Genomic DNA, 20459 nt, shown 5'->3' on the forward strand with positions numbered 1-20459 from the left:
ATCACTGCTCGACGGTGACGACGACATCCCACGGACCCAGCTCGACGATGTCTCCGGGACGGAACTTGCGGTCGCCGAGGACGTCTTCCAGGTCGACAGGCACGGTGACCGTCTGCGGTTCCCACGCCCAGTTGTGAAGGACGTGCACTTTCTCGCCGTCGTTGTTCGTCGCGCTGTTGACGGTGACGCTCTGCGGCAGATCACCCCAGAGCGCGGCTGCGGGGCGCGCCCACTCGAACAGGGCCTTGGCGAAGGAGGGGCCGGGCAGGGTGCCCACGCAGGTGATGCGTCCCTTGCCGTACGGCCGGGTCGTGGCAGCGGCGAACTGCTGGAAGTGCGGGTGCTCGTAGCCGGCCAGGACCTGGGCGTCGGTGACCACCAGCCCGTCGGCCCAGCGGGTCGCCGTGGCGTCGTCCGGCAGCAGCAGCCCGCCGTCCTGGCCTGCGGTCAGGGGGATGTCCGTGTCGAGGTTGCTGTACTCGCCGTAGCCGGCGCCCGCGGGTTCGCACAGGACCGGGGGCGCGGCCTCTTCCCGGGCACGGCCCTCCTCGTCGGTGTAACCCGTGCGCGGACCCAGGAGGAGATGTCCGCCGGCGGCGGCGTAGGCGGTGAGCCAGTCGAGCAGGCGCCGCTCGGCCACCTGCGTACCCGCGGCGACGAGCAGCGGGTGCTGTGCGGCGAACTGTGCGGGATCCGGGCTTTCCTGACCTGGGGCTCCGTCGAGGATCTGGTTGTCGTGGACGAGCCGGGCCTGCAGCCGGGCGTCGAAGGCCCCCTGGTAGAAGGCGTCGAATATCTCCCGGTAGGCACGCGGGTCGGGAGCGCCGTCCGCATCGGCCAGCGGCGGCTGTTTCTCCATCAGCCACTTGCTGGCAGCGGAGTACAGGAAGACGACGTCGCTGTGCGGTGTCAGGCCGGCCAGTGTCTCGCCGGCGGCGGCGAACTCGGCTCCCAGCCCGGCTATCTCGCGGTAGGCGCGGCCGGGGATATTGCTGTGCGGGAGGACGCCGCCCCAGTATGTCTCGGCACCGAAGGGCAGGGTGTTCCACTGCCAGTACTCGATCATCTGGGCGCCGCGCGCCACCAGTGCCCAGGCGGCCTGGCGCCACTGTCCGTCGTAGGCGGGCTTGATGTGTCCTGAGTCGTTGATCGACGAGGCGACCGTCTCGGTCACCAGGAAGGGCGCCTGGCGGGAGGCGTACATGCGGTCCGCTGTCAGGTGCAGGGCGGGCACGCCTGTGGTGAACCAGTGCCGCTGAGGGCGGTGCGGCTGCGGGAGCAGCAGTGCGTCCTGCATGCCGTAGTAGGCGTTGCCGGAGGTGATGTCGAGTTCGCGTGAGGCCAACTCGTCGTCCATGGCGGGGAGTTGGTAGGCGATGCAGGTCGTGACGAACTGGCCGGGCTGGGTGTAGCCGCGCACGATGTCGGCCTGCCAGCGGATGAACTCGGCCGTCTGCTCGGCCTGGAACCTGCGCCAGGCCAGGTCGTACTGCGGTTGCGCGTTGCCGTCCGGTCTCCACAGGTCGGACCAGTCGGACAGGCGGTGCGACCAGTAGACGAGGCCCCACTCCTCGTTGAGGGTCTCGACGTCCTTGTAGCGGTGGCGCAGGTGGTCGACGAAGCGCTGGAAGACACCGTGGTTGTGGAGCAGGTGGAACCCGGGTTCGTTGTCCACCTGGACGCCGATGACCGCGGGGTGGTCGGCGTAGCGGTCCATGATGACGCGGATGACGCGCTCGGCGTGGAAGCGGAAGGCGGCATGGGTGAAGTCGACCTCCTGGCGTGCACCCCAGCCGACGCGTTCGCGGCTGGAGGTCTCGCCGGCGATCTCGGGGTACTTGCGTGCGAGCCACGGCGGCACCGCGTAGGTGGGTGTTCCGAGGATGACCCGGATGCCGCGGGCGTGGGCGTGGTCGAGGACCGGCTGCAGCCAGTCGACGTCGAAGCGGCCGTCTTCGGGTTCCCAGGTCGACCACACGGATTCCCCGACGCGGATGACGCTGAATCCTGCTGCGGCCATCCGGTCGAAGTCCTCGGTGACGCGCGGGCCACGCTGGTACTCGGCGTAATAGGCCGCTCCGAAGAGGACCTGGCGGGGCAGGCGCGACGTGTTCGTCACGAAAACTCCTGAGTGTGTGGGGTTGCTCACCGGGGCGGTGCGGTCGACTCGCGGACGGCGAGCGTCGGTTCATCGAGGTGCATCCGGCGGCCGGTGGAGGTGGGTGCGGCGATTTCCTCGACCAGCAGCGCGACGCCTTCGGCCGCCATGGCGTCCAGGTCCTGGACGATGGTGGTGAGGGCGGGGTTGAGGAAGCGCGCCGCGGGGATGTCGTCCATGCCCACGACACTGACGTCGTCCGGCACGCGACGGCCGCTTTCGTGCAGGGCCCGGATCACTCCGATGGCCATCTCGTCGTTGGCGACGAAGACGGCGGTCATCGCCGTGTCCTCGGCGAGACGGAGCCCTGCGGCGAAGCCGCCCTCGCAGGTCCAGTCGCCCTCGATCGGGTCGGCCACCGGCAGGCCGGCGTCGGTCAGCGCGGAGCGCCAGCCGTCGGCACGATCGCGTGCGGCCCACCAGCGGTCGGGGCCGCAGACGTGGCGGATTTCCGTGTGACCGAGATCGATGAGGTGACGGGTCGCCACATAGCCACTGCGATCGGCGCGCTCCGCCGTCTCGACGCGGCGTAGGGCCGCGATGCCGTGGAACCGCCCCATGGTCAGCACCGGCACGTCGATGGTCACCGCGATGGGCCCCTCGTCGATGTCCTCGGGCAGGATGATGCCGTCGACGCCCTGCTCCAGCAGCCGCTCGATCGGACCGGCCAGACCGTGGCCGTCGTCCTCGCCGGTGTGCGCGACGATGGTCGCGTAGCCCAGCCGACGTGCCGCCGCTTCCGCCGCGACGAGGAGCGTCGAGGGGCCGTACAGGCGGGCACCGAGCGCGACGACGCCGATCCGGCCCGTGCGGCCGGACGTCAGGCTGCGGGCCGCCGCGTTGGGGCGGTAACGCAGCTGCTGGGCTGCGCGGAGCACCTTCTCCCGCAGCTCGGGACGGACATGCGGCTCGCCCCTCATCACGCGCGACACGGTCTTCTGCGACACGCCGGCCAGGCGTGCCACATCCGTGCTCGCAGGCCGGGGAACGACCCTGTCCCCGCCGGTGGATGCCACAGCTCACCGATCCCTTCACGTCTCGACGCGCCCGGCGGCAACTGTGCACGGGCAGCTGAACGCGCTCAGACTACGTAGTCAAGAGTGGAATGGGAAGGACTGAGATCGCCGCCAACTGGCGCCGCTGCCTGCTGATCGGCGCTGCGAAAATAGATGCGATTGCCCTCTTGACTCCATGCGTTCGAACGTTCAGGGTACCGCTTGACTTCGTAGTCAAAGCACGAAGCGGCTCACAGAGCGAGCAGCACGCCCGGTCTCACAACACCGGAAGACGGGCGAAATGACGTAGGCGCAGATGCCGTCCGGACCGCCCCACCCGCCGAACGCGAGGGCGCGAGTTCGGACTGATGTACGCGGTCGGCGATGTGCGCGCAGAAGGCAGTGCAGGGCAGTGGAGATTCGTTCCCGAGCGGGGAGGGTGTGGGCGTGCCTCGAAGGCAGGTGCAGCAGGTCACGCAGGGCTCCTGGACCGTCCAGCTTGGGTCATGTCCCGCTGGGTGGTGTAGTCACGGCAGTTGTTTCGGTTCCGGTTGTGGGGTGATCTGCGGTTCGGGTTCGGTTCGTTTGGTGGCGAAGAGCTCGGCCATGGAGGCTTCGGAGAGGTAGCGGCGGTCGAAGACCTGCCATTCGTCGTGGAGTTCGGCCAGGACCGCGGCGGCGAGTCGGTCCAGGGCGGCGGGGTTGGGGAAGACCTGGACGACGTCGGCCCGTCGTTTGATCTCCCGGTTCAGCCGCTCCAGCGGGTTGGTCGACCAGATCTTCTTCCAGTGCGCCGGCGGGAAGTCCGCGAACGCGGTGATGTCCGTCGCCGCATCCAGCAGCATCTTCTTGACCTGCGGGAACTGCCGTCCGAGCATGTCGGCCACCACGTCCAGCTGGGTGCGCACCTGCTCGCCGGTGGTCTGCGCGAAGATGGTGCGGATGGTGGCAGCGACCATCTCCCCTGAGCCCTTCTCGATCACGCTGAAGACGTCGCGGACGAAGTGAACTCGGCACCTTTGCCAGGCCGCGCCGAGGAAGACCGTGCGGATCGCGGCCACCAGACCGCTGTGGCTGTCGGAGATCACCAGCTGGACGTTCTCCAGGCCACGGGCGCGTAAGGACCGCAGGAACTTCGTCCAGAACGGCTTCGACTCGCTGTCGCCGACCATCAGGCCGAGAATCTCGCGGTGCCCGGTGGCGGAGATCCCGGTCGCGATGACCACGGCCTGCGAGGCGATCCGATGGTTGACCCTCGCCTTGCAGTAGGTCGCGTCCAGGAAGACGTAGGGGAAGACGGTGTGATCCAGTGGCCGTTCCTTGAACGCGGTCAGTTCCTCGTCGAGTTCGCCGCAGATCCGGGAGACCTCGGACTTGGAGATCCCGCTGTCCGCACCGAGTGCTTTGACCAGGTCGTCGACCGAGCGGGTCGAGACCCCGTGCACGTATGCCTCCATCACCACGGCGAACAGCGCCCGGTCAATGCGCCGGCGCCGCTCCAGCAGCGAGGGGAAGAACGACCCGGTCCGCACCTTGGGAATCTTCAGATCCAGATCGCCGGCCTGCGTAGTCAGCAGCCTCTCGCGGTGTCCGTTGCGCCATGTAGTGCGCGTCTGCGAGTGCTCACGCGGGGCAGCCCCAATGGCCTCAGTCGCCTCGGCCTCGATGAGTTCCTGCAGGATGCGCTCACACACCACCCTGATTGCTTCAACTCCGTCGGCCCGACGTAGTGACTCCAGCAGCCGCATCAGCTCAGACTGGGACAAGGCCATCGCGTGCTCCTCCGGTTGAACTGCCCGTTCACCAGGGAGACTTGCGCGATGGCCTGCCCTTGCTCAGGGAGCATGCACGGTCGACGGATGCACGCCCCGGGCAGACACCCGCGCGTTCCGGGACCACACCCGGCTACACCACTTCATGGGACGCGATCCCAGCTTGCGAGAATCCGCTGGTCGAAAGCTCCCATCGGCTTCAACTCCCACAGCAAGAGGGCGAGTTGGGTGCCGCTGGGGTTTTCAGCGACAGCGCGCAGGGATGTGTGCGCGCAACCCTGACTACGGCGGCCTTCAGCCCCGGTCAGGTCCTCCAACTCCGGCGCTGTGACCAGCACCCCGCAGTACCGCCACGTGGGCTGCGAACGCACCGGCCACAGATCTCCGGCCGGCGCGGCAGCCCCGTCACGAACTGATTCGTCCGCGCCCGCCCAGGTGCTCGCCTCCGCGGCCTTCGTCGGTTCGTCTCTGACGCGCGGCAGGCCGCGGGGACGCCTCCCCGCACAACCGCACTCGCGCTTGACGTCCCGGGCCGCCCGACCGGGTGGCTCCTCCCCTTCCATCGAAAGCAGCACCATGAGAACTCCGCGCAGCACCGCCTTGACCGTCGCAGTGGGCGCAGTGACGATCGCCCTGGCACTCACCGCATGCAGCCCCTCCGGCGGTGGGGGCTCCGGAGCCAAGTCGTCCAAGCCGGTTACTCAGGCAGAGATCGACAAGGCGATGAACACGCCGACGTCCCTCACCTTCTGGTCATGGGTGCCCGACATCCAGGACGAGATCGACCTGTTCGAGAAGAAGTATCCGAAGATCAAGGTCAACCTCGTCAACCAGGGAGACGCCAACGCCCAGTACGTGAAGCTGCGTGCGGCGGTCAAGGCTGGCAAGGGGGTTCCGGACGTCGCGCAGATCGGCTACGACTACCTGCCGTCCTTCACCCAGACCAAGAGCCTCCTGGACCTGACCCCCTACGGCGCGGACAAGGTCGCCTCCGAATTCGTTCCGGGCGTCTGGAGCCAGGTGACGCAGAACGGCAGCATCTGGGCCGTCCCGCAGGACTCCGGTCCCATGGGGACCCTGTACCGCACCGACATCTTCGGCAAGGCGGGCGTGAGCGCCCCCACCACCTGGGGCGAGTTCGCCACCGCCGCGCAGGCGGTCAAGAAGAAGACCGGCGCGTACATCACCAACATCCCGGGCAACGACATGCCGCAGACGCTCGGCTTCTTCTCCCAGGCCGGCGCCAGGCCCTTCGGCTACGACGGCAAGGAGACGGTCAGTATCGACGTCGACAACGCCACCACGCAGAGGGTCGTCGGCTACTGGCAGGATCTGATCCAGAAGGATCTCGTCGCCACTGACCCGGACTTCACCGACGCCTGGTACCAGGGCCTGTCACGCGGCAAGTACGCGACCTGGCTGACGGCCGCCTGGGGCCCGACCTTCCTGGCGGGCAGCGCGAAGAACACGAGCGGCAAGTGGCGGGCCGCGGTCCTGCCGCAGTGGAAGGCCGGGGAGAACGTCGCGGCGAACTGGGGCGGTTCGTCGGACGCGGTGATGGCCGCCACCTCACACCCGATCCAGGCTTACGAGCTGGCGAAGTTCATCAACAGCGACCCGTCTTCCACGATCAAGCTGGCCAACGAGCAGTCGCTGTACCCGACGACGACAGCCACCCTGTCCAACCCCGAGTTCACGGACGCGAAATCCGATTTCTACGGCGGCCAGCAGGTCAACAAGTTCTTCGCCGGCGTCTCCAAGACCGTCCCGCAGAACCAGAAGTACGTGCCGTTCCAGGATTACGTGAACTCCTCGTACAACGACACGCTGGGCAAGGCGATCGCCGAACACGGCGACCTGAAGTCGGCCCTGAGCGCCTGGCAGAAGAAGCTGGTCAGCTACGCCGAGCAGCAGGGATTCAGCGTCAAGTAAACCCCGGCCGGGCGGCCGGACGCCCGGCCGGCCGGCCCACCCCCATCAGAAGGCAGTCATGACCGCCGAAGCACCGCGCCGCATGGCGCCCTCCGCCCTGACCGCCCGTCGACGCCGGGGCATCCACGCCGGCCAGACCAGGACCGCGTGGCTCCTGACCCTGCCCTTCCTCCTGGTCTTCGCCGCGTTCTTCACTGTCCCGCTGGTCTACTCGGCCTACCTCAGCCTTTTCACCTCGCAGCTGGTGGGCGGTGAGGTCTTCAGCGGCCTGGACAACTACACCCGGGCACTGCACGATCCGAACTTCTGGGACGGCCTGCGCCGCGTGGCCCTGTTCCTGTGCGTCCAGATGCCGATCATGCTGGCCGCCTCCGTCTTCATCGCGCTCGCCCTGGACAGTCGGCGTGTGCGCGGCAGCAAGGTCGTGCGCATGCTGATCTTCGTGCCCTACGCCGTGCCCAGCGTGGTGGCCACCCTCATGTGGGGATACCTCTACGGCAAGGACTTCGGCCTGGTCACCCAGCTCTTCCACGCCGTCGGCCTGGACGCCCCGAACCTGCTGGCACCCGGCAAGATCCTCGGCTCGACGATGAACATCGTGTGCTGGGAGTTCATCGGCTACAACATGATCGTTCTCTACGCCGCCCTGCGCTCGGTGCCCGACGACCTCTACGAAGCAGCCGAGATCGACGGAGCCGGCCAATGGCGCATCGCCTGGAGCATCAAGCTGCCGGCCCTGCGTCCGGCGCTCCTGCTGACGATCATCTTCTCGATCATCGGCTCCTTCCAGCTCTTCAACGAACCCAACCTGCTGTTCAACATCGCCCCGAACGCGATCGGCAGCGACTTCACCCCGAACCTCTACGCGTACAACCTGGCCTTCCGTAACCAGGAGAACAACTACGCCGCCGCCATCGCCTTCCTGCTGGGCTTCGTCATCATGATCGTTTCCTTCGTCGTCCAGGGCATCATCAACCGGAAGGAGCGCCGAGCATGACCGCGCCTCCCTTGAGCAAAGAGGCGGCACGCGCCCCTGTGCACACCACCCGTGCAGTCGGCCGCAGACGCCGCCCCGTCGAGCGCGACAAGCGGCGCAGCAATGTACTGACCGTCATCATCTGGCTCACGGTGATCTACTTCATCGTCCCGCTGCTGTGGCTCGTGATATCCAGCACGAAGGACAACGCCAACCTCTTCACCAGTTTCGGCCTCTCGTTCGGCGACTCCTTCGAACTCTTCGACAATCTCGGCTCCCTGTTCACTTTCCAGGACGGCATCTTCAGCCGATGGCTGATCAACACAGCGGTGTACGCCGTCGTCGGATCGGTCGGGGCCGCTGCCCTCTCCACCATGGCGGGATACGCTCTGGCCAAGTACCGCTTCCCCGGTTCCAGAGCCGTGTTCAACATCGTCCTCGGCTCCATCATGGTGCCGCTGACCGCGCTGGCCCTGCCCACCTACCTGCTCTTCGCGGCGTCCGGCCTGACCGACACCGTCTGGGCGGTCATCCTGCCCTCACTGGTGAGCCCCTTCGGCGTGTATCTCATGCGCGTCTACGCGGCCGACGCCGTCGACGACAGCATCCTGGAGGCCGCCCGCATCGACGGCGCCAGTGAGTTCCGGATCTTCCGCACGATCTCGCTGAAGCTGCTGACTCCCGGCATCGTCACCGTTGTTCTTTTTCAGCTGGTGGCCACCTGGAACAACTACTTCCTGCCGCTGATCATGCTCAACTCTCCCAGGCTGTTCCCGGTCACCGTCGGCCTGGCGCAGTGGCAGAGCGCGGCCTCCGCCGGCGGCGGAGCCCAGGTGCTCTTCTCCACGGTCATCACCGGAGCATTCGTCTCCATCCTTCCCCTGATGATCGCCTTCCTTTTCCTGCAGCGCTACTGGCAATCCGGGCTCGCCACCGGAGGAGTCAAGGGATGAGCAGCGCATACCGCTGCACCCGAAACAGAACTGTGCCAACAGCCTGAAGAGATGACCCACCGCCACCAAACCAGAGAAGGCGAATGGCCATGCACGAAAAGAAGTTGACCCCTATTACGCGCCGCACGTTCGTCGGCGCCGCCGCAGTACTGGGCGGCCTGGCTGTCACACCCCTCGCGACCACGCCGGCCCAAGCGTCTGCTCCGGACGCGACTGCTGACCCGAGCCGGCCGCAGACCATTCCGGCCCTGCGTGAATGGCATGGCCAGAGCGGCTCGTACCGTCTCGGCCCCGCCGGCCAGATCATCGTGCGCAGCAAGGACGCGCGACGGCTTTCCGGTGTGGCGCAGACCTTCGCTGCCGACCTGCAAGCCGACTCCAAGGACGTGGGGCGCGTCTCCGTCACCGATCGCCCGGCGCACAAGTGCGACATCGTCCTGCAACTGGGCTCCACCGACCCGGAACTCGGAGCCGAAGGCTACCTGCTCGAGGTCGGCGACCACATCACCGTGACCGCCCGCACCGCGAAGGGCGCCTTCTACGGCACCCGCACGCTCCTGCAGCTGTTCCGGCAGGAGTCGGACATCCCGGCCGGTGTGGCGAGAGACTGGCCCCGCTATGCCGAACGCGGCCTCATGGTGGACATCGCTCGTATGCATTTCTCCTACGAGTGGCTGGCCGACCGGATTCGCGACATGGCCTACCTGAAGCTCAACCTCCTCCATCTGCACTTCACCGATGACGAAGGCTGGCGTATCGAGAGCCGCCTGGGCGTGCAGTCCACGCCCAGTCTCACCAAGCAGCAGGTCCGCGACCTGCTCGCCCTGGCCGCGCGGTACCACGTCACCGTGGTGCCCGAGATCGACATGCCTGCCCACACGGGCGCCCTGCTGGCGCACTATCCGCAGTACCAGCTCAGAGATGCCGCGGGCGTTGCCGCGCACGGCAAGATCGACTACTCCATTCCCGGCGCCCGCCGCCTCCTGCGCGAGGTCGTCAGCGAATACCTGGAGCTGTTCCCCGGCCCCTACTGGCACATGGGCGCGGACGAGTACATCGTCACCGCCGAATACGCCAACTACCCACAGCTTGTCGCGTACGCGCAGCAGAGATTCGGGCCGCAGGCGATCGGCAAGGACGGGGTACGCGGCCTGGTCAACGACATGCACGACCTCGTGCGCGAGCAGGGCCGGACCATGCGTGTCTGGAACGACCTCTTCAGCCAGGAGGGAGTTGTCACGCTGGACAAGGATCTCGTCGTCGACTGGTGGACGGACCTGTTCTACCCGCAACAGCCGATCTCGCCCGACCCGCCACAGACCCTGCTGGCCGCGGGATACCGCATCAACAACCGCGGGTTCTTCCCCACCTACGATTTCCCGCAGGGGCCGCCGGCACAGCCGTCCATGCCGTGGACCTACGAGAACTGGGCGGTGGACTCCTTCCACGGATACGCCTACGGCGGCGATCACCCGACCTCGGGCTTCCACACCGTGGATCCGAACGCGCCGGCGAACCGCGGTTCAGCCATCAACCTCTGGAACAGCGGCGGAAGCTGGACCGAGAGCGAGGCCGCCGAATCGATCTATCCGCGCCTGCGCGTCATGGCGCAGAAGACCTGGGAGTCACCCGTCCTCGTCACCGGCTACGACGGCTTCCAGAGCGTCATCGCCGCAGTCGGAGCGGCGCCCGGCAACTGACTCACCGACACGCCGACCACTCGCATCGATCGAAGGAGATTCATGCGCAAGCCTTGGAAACGTGGTGCCGGCAAGATCGCAGCAGGTGCACTCGTCACCGGCCTGCTGTGCGGTTCGATCGCTCCCGCACACGCAGCTGACCAGCCGTGGCGCGATGCCACGAAATCACCCGCCGAACGAGCAACAGCGCTGCTGAACGCGCTGACCTTCGAGGAAAAGGTGCAGGTCGCCCTCGACAACTTCGAACCACTGGTCAAGTACGGCCTGCCTCCGATCCTCGCCTCCCACGACGGCCCGAGCGGCGTGAGCGTCGAGGGTGCGACTGCCTTCCCGTCGGCCCAGTCCATGGCGGCCAGTTTCGACAGAAGGCTCGCCACCCAGTACGGGACGGCCGTCGCACAGGAGATCCGGGACAGCGGGAGATCGATCTGGCTCGGGCCGGCCATGGACGTCACCCGTCAGCCGCTCTCGGGGCGCCAGGCCGAGAACCTCGGAGAAGACCCGTTCCTGATCGGTGAGATGGCTCGCGCCGAAGTCGCCGCGGCCAAGTCGCAGAACATCATGACGACCGTGAAGCACTACGGAGCAGTCACCCAGGAATACGCACGCATGGGCTTCGAGAGCGACGACCCGGATGATTACGGCGGCCGCACGCCGGCGATCAACGAGAACATTCCGCAGCAGGCCCTTCATGAAATCTATGAAGCAGCCACAGTCGCGACGATCAAGGGCAACGGCGCCGACTCGGTCATGTGCGCCTACAACCAGGTCAACGGACTGCCGGCCTGCCACAACAAGGATCTGCTCGACGACGTCAAGAGCAAGTTCCAGGGCCTGGTGATCCCCGACTACCTCTTCGGGCAGCGCGACGCCGTGGCGGCCGCACTCGCGGGTGCGGACATCGCCGGGTTCGACGGGGGAAACCAGCAGCGGACGGCTGAGATGTACACCTCGGGCCGGATTCCCCTGAATGTACTCAACGAGAGCGACCACCGCATCTTCTTCGCCCTGTTCAACTCAGGGGTGTTCGACCACCCGCCCGTCAAGAAGGACGAGATCAGCACGGCCGCGCACAGAAGGTTCGCCGCCCAGGCCGCGGCGGAGGGAATGGTACTGCTGAAGAACGACGCAGACGCCCTGCCCTTGCACACCGCGAGGGACAAGTCGCTTGCCGTCATCGGCCCCTCCGGCATGGACGCGATGTACGTCGAGGGAGGTGGGCCGTCCGTACCGATCTCCGCCGACTCGACCGTGACCCCTCTCGACGGCATCAAGGATCGCGCCGGCACGTCGGCGACCATCGTCTCGTCACAGGGATCGGCCGGCGACACCCCCGCCACCGACCTCGTCTCCGGCTCCGCGCTGAAGCCCACGCGCGGCGAGGGAACCGGCTGGTCTGCCCAGTACTGGGACACGGCGACGCCGAGCGGCGAACCGGCCATCAGCCGCAACGAGGCGTCGATCGACGTACCGAAGGTTCCCACCGGCCTCAAGGCCCCCTACTCCGCGAAGTGGACGTCGACGTTCACTCCGACCGAGACCGGTCTGTACCGATTCACGTCGCTGGTGTCCGGCGACATGAAGTTCAGCGTGAACGGTGAGACCGTCATCAACGCCAAGAAGCCCACCTCGCACCTGTGGGCCGGTCCGCAGTACCCGGCGCAAGGAACGATCAGCCTCAAGGCGGGGAAGCCCGTACAGCTGAGCGTCAGCTACAGCAGCCTCAGCCAGGCCTTCGGCACCGACGGGCTCAACCTGGCCTGGCAGAAGCCTTCCCAGTCGAGGATTCCCGCCGCGGTCGCGGCCGCCAAGAAGGCGAAGGCGGCCATCGTGATGGCGAACTACGCCTCCGGCGAGGGATCCGACCGAGACGGGCTGGAACTGCCCGGCGACCAGAACCAGTTGATAGAAGCCGTGGCGAAGGCGAACCCCCGCACCATCGTCGTCCTCAATACCGCCGGCCCGGTGCTGATGCCCTGGCTGGACAAGGTCGAAGGAGTGGTCCAGGCGTGGTACCCGGGTCAGACGTTCGGTACGGCGTTGGCCAAGGTGCTCTACGGGGACGTCAGCCCATCGGCCAAACTGCCGGTGACGTTCCCCGCTTCTGAGACCCAGGGGCCCGTCCCGGCCACACCTGACGCGTTCACCGGCAAGAACGGCTCCCTCAACTTCGACGAGGGCATCCACGTCGGGTACCGCTGGTACGACAAGACAGGACAGACGCCGCTCTTCCCCTTCGGCTACGGCCTGTCGTACACGTCGTTCCGCTACACCGGACTGACGGTGAAGCCGGACAGTGCCGGGGCGACCGTCTCGGTACGGGTTCGGAACACGGGGGCGCGAGCCGGGACCGCGACACCTCAGTTCTACATAGGCGCTCCGACAGGCCGCTACGACGCTCAGTTCGCGAAGCACGCTTTGGGAGGCTTCGGCAAGATCTCTCTACAGCCCGGCCAGAGCGGAGTGGTGAAGGTCCACATAGACCGCGACCAACTCAACTACTGGGACACCAGCAGCAAGAGCTGGAAGTCGGCGCCGGACGGACGAACCGTCTCGGTCGGTGACTCGGTGCGGAACATCAAGGCCACTGCACCTCTGGTCTGCGGACACGGCTGACACGCGGCGTCAGTCAGCCGGCCGGTACTGGATCAGATCCAGCGCGAAGGGTACGGACCCGGCGGCGGCCCCCTCCGGGGAGAGCTCGCCGTCGGGTCCGTACTACCGGGCGAGCGCGGTGCACACGGTCACCACGGCCCGCGCCGCCTCGTGCGAAGGGCCTGTCGACCGGCAGAGACGGTCCATCACCGGCGTGGCCGACGGAACGCTCATCCGGGCGTCGGCCTCCGGAACCGTAGGGATCCCCGAGCTGTCCGGGCACCTCTACCGTGTCGATCCCGGCCTGAGCGTGCACATCATCGGAGACCCTGTCGGTGGTCACCACCGAGGGCCCCGCCCTTCCCGACAACACGACCGTCGACACGGAGGGCTACCTCTGGGTGGCCACACACGACGGTGGAGAGATGCCGGACGGCACTCTCAACCGATGCGTTCCCGTCCCCGCCGCCGGCCCGAGGAGCGTCGCCTTGCGCCGGCGCCGCCGCGCCCGAGAACAAGTTTCGGTTGATTCCACGGCAGTTGCCCCCCCTCCAGCGGATTCCCTGCAGTTCCGGAAGGTTTTGCCCATGCGGATTGGTCTGACAGGTCGGCCGACGACCACCGAGGAACTCGTCGAGCAGGCGAAGGCCGCCGAGGCGGACGGCTTCAGCTCCGTCTGGTACGACAGCACCGTCCTCGGCGACCCGCTCACCGCCATGGCGATCGCCGGGCGGGAGACCTCGACGATCGAGCTGGGCACCGCCGTCCTGCAGACCTACCCGTGCCACCCGCTGCTTCAGGCGAACCGCGCCGCCGCTGCGGCGGAGGCGATGGGCCGGCCCGGTCTGCTGCTGGGCCTCGACCCCTCGCACGAACCCGTGGCCAGCGGCATGTACGGCCTCTCCTACGACCACCCCGGCCGGAACAATGAGGAATACCTGCGCATCCTCACAGGTCTGTTGCGCAGCAAGAGCGTCACCTTCGAAGGGACTGACCGGACGGCTCGCGGCGCGCGCGTGCCGGCGCGGCAACCGGTCCCTGTGCTGCTGGCCGCGCCCGGTCCGCGACTTCTGCGCGTGGCCGGTGAACTGGCCGACGGGGCAGTCCTGTTCATGGCATCGGCGCGGGCCATCGAGACGCATGCCGCACCCCGGTTGCGGGCGGCGGCGTCTGCCGTGGGGCGGCCCGTGCCGCGCATCGTCGCCGGTGTGCCGGTCGCGGTGCACGACGACATCGCCGAGGCACGCGCGGCGACCGCCGAGACCGCCATGATCTGCGAAGGGCTCCCGAACTACCGGCGCATCATGGAGATCGGCGGCGCCCACAGCGAGGCTGACGCCGCGATCCTCGGCGACGAGAACAGCGTCACCCGCCAGCTCCAGAGCCTTCTCGACGCGGGCGCCACGGACATCCAGGTCTTCACCGTTCCGGTGGGTCCCGATCACCGCCAATCCCGCAGACGCACACGGGAGTTGCTGGCCTCACTCACAAGCTGAGCTTCGCGCGCGGCTCCCCCGGGTTCGCCCTCGATGACAATGAGCAGCAGCCAGCTGGACAGACGAACGCAGGTGTGCTCGATCCCTGGGCCACCGGCTGGCTGAAGCAGAATTCCCGGCAGATGCCCATGAAGGGCATCTGTCTCATGGCCCGCCCTGCGGAGTCCCGTTCCCGGTGACCCGTGAACCGCCCCACGTCGACTCTTGCATCGTCTGAGCGTCGCGGACGGGGGACGGTGTCGAGACGCCCGTCGCCGAATTCAACGGCGTTCCCGGTCGGTCGAGGCGGCGGTTCCCTTCGCCGGTCGCGTGCTCGGAGTGTTCGCTGAAGAGGGCACGGGCCGACTCGCAGACTTCCCCCACTGCAGGGCTAGGGGATGAGGCGGAGGGCGTGGGAGAGGACGATTCCGGCGGCGCCGAGCAGGGTGGCGTGGTCCTGGGGGTCAGCGAAGACGATGCGTGGCGTGTTGCCCGGGTGGCGCAGGACACGTGTGTGGACGTGGTGTTCGATGGCGCGGCGCAGGGTGTCGCCTCCGCCGGTGGTGTGGCCGTGCAGGATGTACAGGCCCGGGGCGAGGACCTGCTGCAGGTTGGCGATGCCGAGCGCGATGTTGCGCGCGTAGGTGTCGAGCAGGTCGGCGGCGCCGGGATGCCCGCGCTCGGCCAGGCGGGTGAGCGCGCCAGCGGTCATGGTCTGCGCGGCCGGCAGAGCGAGGCGCGCGGCCTGTTCGCGCAGCCAGCGGTCGGTGGCGATGGTTTCCCAGCAGCCGCGCTGCCCGCAGTGACAGGGCAGTCCGTCGAGTTGGACGGTCGTGTGGCCGACCTCGCCGCCGGCTCCGGCGCCGCCCCGCTGGACCGCGCCGTCGAGTACGAGTCCGACACCGAGGACGTCCGCGAGGTAGATCGAGGCGAAGGACGGTACGCCGCGGCCTTGCCCGAACCAGCGGTCGCCGAGTGCCTGGGCCCGGGGGTGGTGGTCGAGGTGCACCGGCAGGCCGATCTGTGCGGTGACGGCCGGGCCAAGGTCCAGTCCGGTGAGGACGGGAGCGAGGCTGGACTTCACGATGGTGCCGGTGTCGGTGTTGACCATGCCGCCGACGGCGATGCCGACCCCGAGCGGCGGTGCGCCGTCGGTGGGGAGTACGCGGCGCAGGCTGCTCACCACGTGGTCGACGACCATCTCCGGCCCGTCGGTGTGCGGGGCGTACTCGGCGCTCGCGGTGGCCCGGATGTCTCCCGCGGTGCCGATCAGGGCGGCGTCGATCCGGCCGGGCATGATGTGCACGGCGGCAATGGGCGGGCCCGACGGTGAGAACCACAGCGGGCGGGCGGGTTTTCCGCCGCTGGCCCCACTGGCGCGAGCCTTTCCTTCGGCGAGGATGCCGCTGTCGAGCATCGGCTGGACGATCGTGCCGATCATCACGCGGGTGGCACCAGTGAGTCGGGCCAGGTCCGAGCGCGACAGCGGACCGAGGTCGTACAGGGACTGCAATACCCTGGCACGGTTGACCTGACCGGCCAGACTCGGCGAGATCAACGCGGTACCGGTACGCGGCTCGGCCGACTCATCGTGGCGATCGTCAACGGACGTCAACGCTGCTCCTCATTTCCCTCGATCGCTCCGGGGCAGGCCCCGCTTAAGTACGAATCACATACTAACTTGCCCTCCGGTGGCGCTTGCCGTCTTGCGCATTTTTCCCGGCGGAACCTGTTGGCCGCCTGATCTCACAGCTGATCCGGCTACATGGCCAGCAGGGGAACTGGATCGCAACCCTTGACGCCGACGAAGGTTTATATCGATTCTGTACTAACACCGGGACCCAGTCATCTCCAGCGAGTGGGGGGCAGCCTGTCGCCATCGAGCCAGGGCCGCCGCGCAACGCGTGAACGAACCATTGCAAAGGGCGCATTGATGATGAATATCGGCATAGTCGGCGGAGGGATCCGCGGGCGGACGTACGCACAGTCGCTGGCCGGGTACCCCGGCGCACATGTGCGGGCCGTATGTGACCTGAACGAGAAGGTCGCCCAGGAACTCGCGGACGATTTCGGCCTGGCCGCGTACGTCGACCACCGGGTGATGCTGGAGCGGACCGACCTTGACGCGGTGATCGTGGCGACCCCGGACTTCGCGCACCGGGAGATCGCGGTCGACGCCGCCCGCGTCGGCGCGCATCTGCTGATCGAGAAGCCGTTGGCCACCTCGGCCGAGGACTGTGCCGCGATCGGCGCCGCGGTCCGGGATGCCGGCGTGCAGTGCATGGTCGGGTTCGAGAACCGGTGGAACCCGGCGATCCGCCGCGTCAGGGACCTGTCGGCGTCCGGTGTGCTGGGGGACGTGCTGACCCAGAACATCCTGCTCAGCAACACCTACTACGTGCCGATGACGATGATCCCGTGGGCGGCGAAGTCCTCTCCGGCGTGGTTCCTGATGAGCCACACGGTCGACGCCGCGCTGTGGGTCGCCGACAAGCAGGCCGTCTCGGTCGTCGCACGGGGGTCCCGTGGCCGTCTGGCCGAGCTGGGGGTCGACACCTGGGACGTCATCCACGCCCTGCTGACCTTCTCCGACGGCACCACCGCCAACCTGACCTCCACGTGGGTGCTTCCCGACTCCTCACCCTCGATCGTGGACTTCCAGTACAAGGCCGTCGGCAGCAAGTCCGCCGTCGACGTCGATCTGCAGCACCAGAGCGTCAGCCTCACCGGCGACAGCTACAGCTGGCCCGGACTCATGGGCGGCGAGATCGACGGCCGCCTGCAAGGGCCGCCGACCTGGATGGTCCAGTCCTTCGTGGACCGCATCAACGCCGGGGAGCCGGTCGGTCCCGGCCTCGATCAGGGAGTGCTGGTCTCCGACATCGTGCTGGCCGTCCTGCGCTCCCTGGAGACCGGCGAGCCCACCCCCATCCACGCGTCCCCGAGCCGGTGAGCATCACCGACCGCCGGCGGCCGAACCCACCACGCACCGCCCCGCCGGGGCTTCTCAATACCGAACCAACGCCCAACCGCTCCTGATTGAGGAGGCTCGACGATGGCCGCACCACCCGCGTCCGCGGACGCCACCGAGACGCCCACGTCATCGCCCGTCGCGACAAGCACCCAGGGCTGGGCGCGCCTGTCGCGCCTACGCCTGCGCAGCGGCGCCCTCATCGGGGTGCTCGCCGTCGAGATCTTGTTCTGGTCCCTGGCCAGTCCCGCGTTCCTCACCGAGAGCAACGTGATCAACATCCTGCGCGCCGCGTCCGTGGTGGGTGTGATCGCCGTCGGGATGCTCTTCGTGATCCTTACCGCGGGAATCGACCTCTCGGTCGGCAGCATGGTCAGTTTCGCCGGCATCGCGGTCGCGGCGGCGCTGGGTGTGGTCGACAGCTTCGGGATCGCCCTGCTCGTCACCCTCGCCGTCGGCGCGGTGTCGGGTCTGTTCGCCGGAACCCTCGTCGCCCGGCTCCGGGTACCGGCGCTGATCACCACGCTGGGCTTGCTGTACGTGCTGGCCGCGGGCGCCCAGATCTGGAACGGAGGCCGGCCGCTGCCCATCGTCAACGAGACGGTCATCCTCTTCGGCTCCGGATACGTCGGCCCCATCCCCTCCCCCGTCCTGGTGCTGTTCGGCACCTACGTCGTGGGCTGGTACGTGCTCACGCAGACCAAGTTCGGCCGACACGTCTACGCCATCGGGGGCAACCCCCGGGCCGCCCGCCTGGCCGGCGTCCCCGTCGAACGCACCATCACCTTTGTCTACGTCATCAGCGGTGTGCTCGCCGCGATGGGCGGGCTGCTCTACGCCGGCCGCCTCGCCACCGCGAGCCCGCTCACCGGCACCGCGCTCGAGCTGCAGGTCATCGCCGCCGCCGTCGTCGGCGGAGCCAGCCTGTTCGGCGGCCGGGGCACCCTGCGGGACACCTTCATCGGCGTCCTGATCCTCGCGATTCTGCAGAACGGCATGACCCTGGCCGGCGTACCCGGCTTCTGGCAGACCTTCGCCAACGGCGTGGCGCTGCTGATCGCCGTCCTGCTCTCCGGTGACTCCGCTCTGCTGTCCCTCATCACCCGCCGCAAGGAGACCTCGTCATGAACGCAACCCGAAGAATCCGCAGGGCCGCCGTAGCCGTCAGCACCATGGCCCTGGTCGTCTCGGCCGCGGCGTGCAGCGCGACCGGGCCGGGCACCGAGAAGACGGCGCAGACCGGTGGTCCGCTGGTGCTCGGGCACTCCTACCAGAACATCACCGACGAGTTCTTCGCCACCGAGCTGCAGACCGAACGCCAAAGCGCCAAAGCGAAGGGATGGCAGTTCATCAGCACCGACGCCCAAAGCAACCCGGCCCGCCAGCTGGACGACATCAACACACTGATCAGCCGCGGCGTCGACGTGCTGGTCGTCGACCCGATCGACCCCGACGCCGTGGTCCCCGGAATCACGGCCGCCCAGCAGGCCGGGATCCCGGTGCTGTCCCTCATCCGCAAGCCGTCGCGAGGCAAGATCGACGGGCTGATCTACCTGGACAGCGTCCGGGACGGACGCAACGGGTGCGACTACATAGCCAAGCAGCTGCACGGGAAGGGCACGGTCGTCAACATCACCGGCCCGATGCAGATCCAGGCCGCGCGGGAGCGCGCCGAAGGATGCAACCAGGCGCTGAAGAGGTATCCGGGAATCAAGGTGGTGGCGCAGCCCTCGACCGACTACACCCTGCGTGACGGTCAGCAGAAGATGACCGACGTCCTTCAGGCCCACCCCGATGTCGACGCGGTCTTCGGCGGCAACGACCAGGTCGCGCTCGGTGCGGTTCGAGCCCTGATCGCCGCCGGGCAGAATCCCAAGGACAAGGTCGTCGTCGGCATCGACGGCACACAGTCCGGGCTTCAGGCCGTGTGCGACGGGACGATGAAGATGTCGCTGGCCACCTTCAGCAACAAGGAAGCACGGCTGGTCATCGACGCCGCCGAGAAGCTCCGCGCCGGCAAGAAGGTGGGGCGCGTGCTCTTCCCGGCCGAACCGGTGACCGCCGGCAACGTCACGGCGCAGGCGAAGGTAGCCGGCTACCAACTCAAGAGCTGCAAGGCGGACGCGTCATGACCACCCCCGGCACCGTACCTGCCGCCCCGGTTCCCGAGGGCGTCACCCCGGCGCTCGACGTGCGCAACATCGTGAAGCGCTTCGGTGGAGTGACGGCGCTCAACCATGTGTCGATGACCGTGCTGCCGGGCGAGGTGACCGCCCTGGTCGGTGACAACGGCGCCGGCAAGTCGACCCTCGTGCGCTGCCTGTCCGGGGTACACCAACCCGACGAGGGCGAAATACTCGTCGACGGGAAACTCCAGACCTTCCACGACCCTTCAGCATCCCGCCACGCCGGCATCGAGACGGTGTTCCAGGAACTGGCGCTGTCGGACAACCTCGACGTCGCCTCGAACATGTTCCTGGGCCGCGAGCTCACCCACGGGCCCACCAGACTGTTCCGACTGCGGCACAAGGAAATGGAGACCGAGGCACAGACCGTGCTGGCACGCTACGGCATCCGCATGCCTTCCGTCCGGTCCACGGTGCGGGAGCTGTCCGGCGGGCAGCGCCAAGGTGTCGCCATCGCACGCGCCGTCGGCTGGGGCAGCCGCATCGTCCTGATGGACGAGCCGACAGCCGCCCTGGGCGTCCGGGAGACGGGCCGCATCCTCGACATCGTCCGCGGCCTGGCCGAACGAGGACTGGCGGTGCTGCTGATCAGCCACAACATGGAGCAGGTCCACAGCGTCTCCGACGCCGTCTGGATCCTGCGCGGCGGGAACATGGTGGCCGGCATGCGGACAGCCGACACCACGACGTCGGAGATCGTGCACTACATCACCACCGGGCAAGGTCTCACATGACGGCCCCGCACC

Annotated in this window: 14 protein-coding genes; 10 read left to right on the plus strand and 4 right to left on the minus strand. The window is 67.8% G+C overall.

What is annotated here, in order from left to right:
- Position 1: 1 nt before the first annotated feature.
- From IM697_RS23115 to IM697_RS23125, 3 genes are all read right to left on the minus strand, one after another.
- A complete protein-coding gene (locus IM697_RS23115; RefSeq protein WP_228044116.1) occupies positions 2 to 2119 on the minus strand; it encodes a beta-galactosidase in 2118 nt (705 codons plus the stop codon).
- 26 nt (positions 2120 to 2145) lie between these two features.
- The gene (locus tag IM697_RS23120; RefSeq protein ID WP_265582659.1) at positions 2146 to 3105 is read right to left on the minus strand and encodes a LacI family DNA-binding transcriptional regulator; all 960 of its coding nucleotides are present in this window, start codon (positions 3103 to 3105) and stop codon (positions 2146 to 2148) included.
- A gap of 575 nt (positions 3106 to 3680) precedes the next feature.
- Positions 3681 to 4925 (minus strand): IS256 family transposase, encoded by a 1245-nt coding sequence (locus IM697_RS23125; protein WP_194037738.1) that lies wholly within the window; start codon positions 4923 to 4925, stop codon positions 3681 to 3683.
- Positions 4926 to 5546: 621 nt separating this feature from the next.
- Between IM697_RS23125 and IM697_RS23130 the strand changes: the two genes are divergently transcribed.
- The 6 genes from IM697_RS23130 (at position 5547) to IM697_RS23155 (ending at position 14577) form a co-directional block, all read left to right on the plus strand.
- Positions 5547 to 6857: an ABC transporter substrate-binding protein gene (locus IM697_RS23130; protein WP_228044118.1), complete on the plus strand. Its 1311-nt coding sequence runs from the start codon at positions 5547 to 5549 to the stop codon at positions 6855 to 6857.
- Positions 6858 to 6915: 58 nt separating this feature from the next.
- Positions 6916 to 7854: a carbohydrate ABC transporter permease gene (locus IM697_RS23135; RefSeq protein WP_228044119.1), complete on the plus strand. Its 939-nt coding sequence runs from the start codon at positions 6916 to 6918 to the stop codon at positions 7852 to 7854.
- Positions 7851 to 8786, plus strand: a complete 936-nt coding sequence (locus IM697_RS23140; protein ID WP_194037831.1) for a carbohydrate ABC transporter permease — start codon at positions 7851 to 7853, stop codon at positions 8784 to 8786. Before IM697_RS23135 ends, IM697_RS23140 begins: the two co-directional genes overlap by 4 nt.
- Positions 8787 to 8875: 89 nt before the next feature.
- Positions 8876 to 10486: a beta-N-acetylhexosaminidase gene (locus IM697_RS23145; protein WP_194037833.1), complete on the plus strand. Its 1611-nt coding sequence runs from the start codon at positions 8876 to 8878 to the stop codon at positions 10484 to 10486.
- A gap of 42 nt (positions 10487 to 10528) precedes the next feature.
- On the plus strand, positions 10529 to 13102 hold the full coding sequence (locus IM697_RS23150; protein WP_194037835.1) for a glycoside hydrolase family 3 protein: 2574 nt from the start codon (positions 10529 to 10531) through the stop codon (positions 13100 to 13102).
- Positions 13103 to 13668: 566 nt separating this feature from the next.
- Positions 13669 to 14577 carry a TIGR03564 family F420-dependent LLM class oxidoreductase gene (locus IM697_RS23155; protein WP_194037837.1) on the plus strand — a complete coding sequence of 303 codons (909 nt, stop codon included), beginning with the start codon at positions 13669 to 13671 and terminating at the stop codon, positions 14575 to 14577.
- Between the two features lie 370 nt (positions 14578 to 14947).
- Here IM697_RS23155 and IM697_RS23160 read toward each other — a convergent pair whose 3' ends face one another.
- Positions 14948 to 16171 carry an ROK family protein gene (locus IM697_RS23160; RefSeq protein ID WP_194037839.1) on the minus strand — a complete coding sequence of 408 codons (1224 nt, stop codon included), beginning with the start codon at positions 16169 to 16171 and terminating at the stop codon, positions 14948 to 14950.
- A gap of 318 nt (positions 16172 to 16489) precedes the next feature.
- Here IM697_RS23160 and IM697_RS23165 point away from each other — a divergent pair, with 318 nt between their 5' ends.
- The 4 genes from IM697_RS23165 to IM697_RS23180 all read left to right on the plus strand — a co-directional run bounded on the left by IM697_RS23165 (position 16490) and on the right by IM697_RS23180 (position 20447).
- Positions 16490 to 17509, plus strand: coding sequence for a Gfo/Idh/MocA family protein (locus IM697_RS23165; protein ID WP_228044120.1), 1020 nt, complete (start codon positions 16490 to 16492; stop codon positions 17507 to 17509).
- Between the two features lie 102 nt (positions 17510 to 17611).
- The gene (locus IM697_RS23170; RefSeq protein WP_194037841.1) at positions 17612 to 18655 is read left to right on the plus strand and encodes an ABC transporter permease; all 1044 of its coding nucleotides are present in this window, start codon (positions 17612 to 17614) and stop codon (positions 18653 to 18655) included.
- Complete coding sequence (locus IM697_RS23175; RefSeq protein ID WP_228044121.1) at positions 18652 to 19659, plus strand: sugar ABC transporter substrate-binding protein; 1008 nt, start codon at positions 18652 to 18654, stop codon at positions 19657 to 19659. Before IM697_RS23170 ends, IM697_RS23175 begins: the two co-directional genes overlap by 4 nt.
- Positions 19656 to 20447, plus strand: a complete 792-nt coding sequence (locus tag IM697_RS23180; protein WP_194037842.1) for an ATP-binding cassette domain-containing protein — start codon at positions 19656 to 19658, stop codon at positions 20445 to 20447. Before IM697_RS23175 ends, IM697_RS23180 begins: the two co-directional genes overlap by 4 nt.
- Positions 20448 to 20459 lie beyond the last annotated feature (12 nt).

Source organism: Streptomyces ferrugineus (genome assembly GCF_015160855.1).
Lineage (GTDB): Bacteria > Actinomycetota > Actinomycetes > Streptomycetales > Streptomycetaceae > Streptomyces > Streptomyces ferrugineus.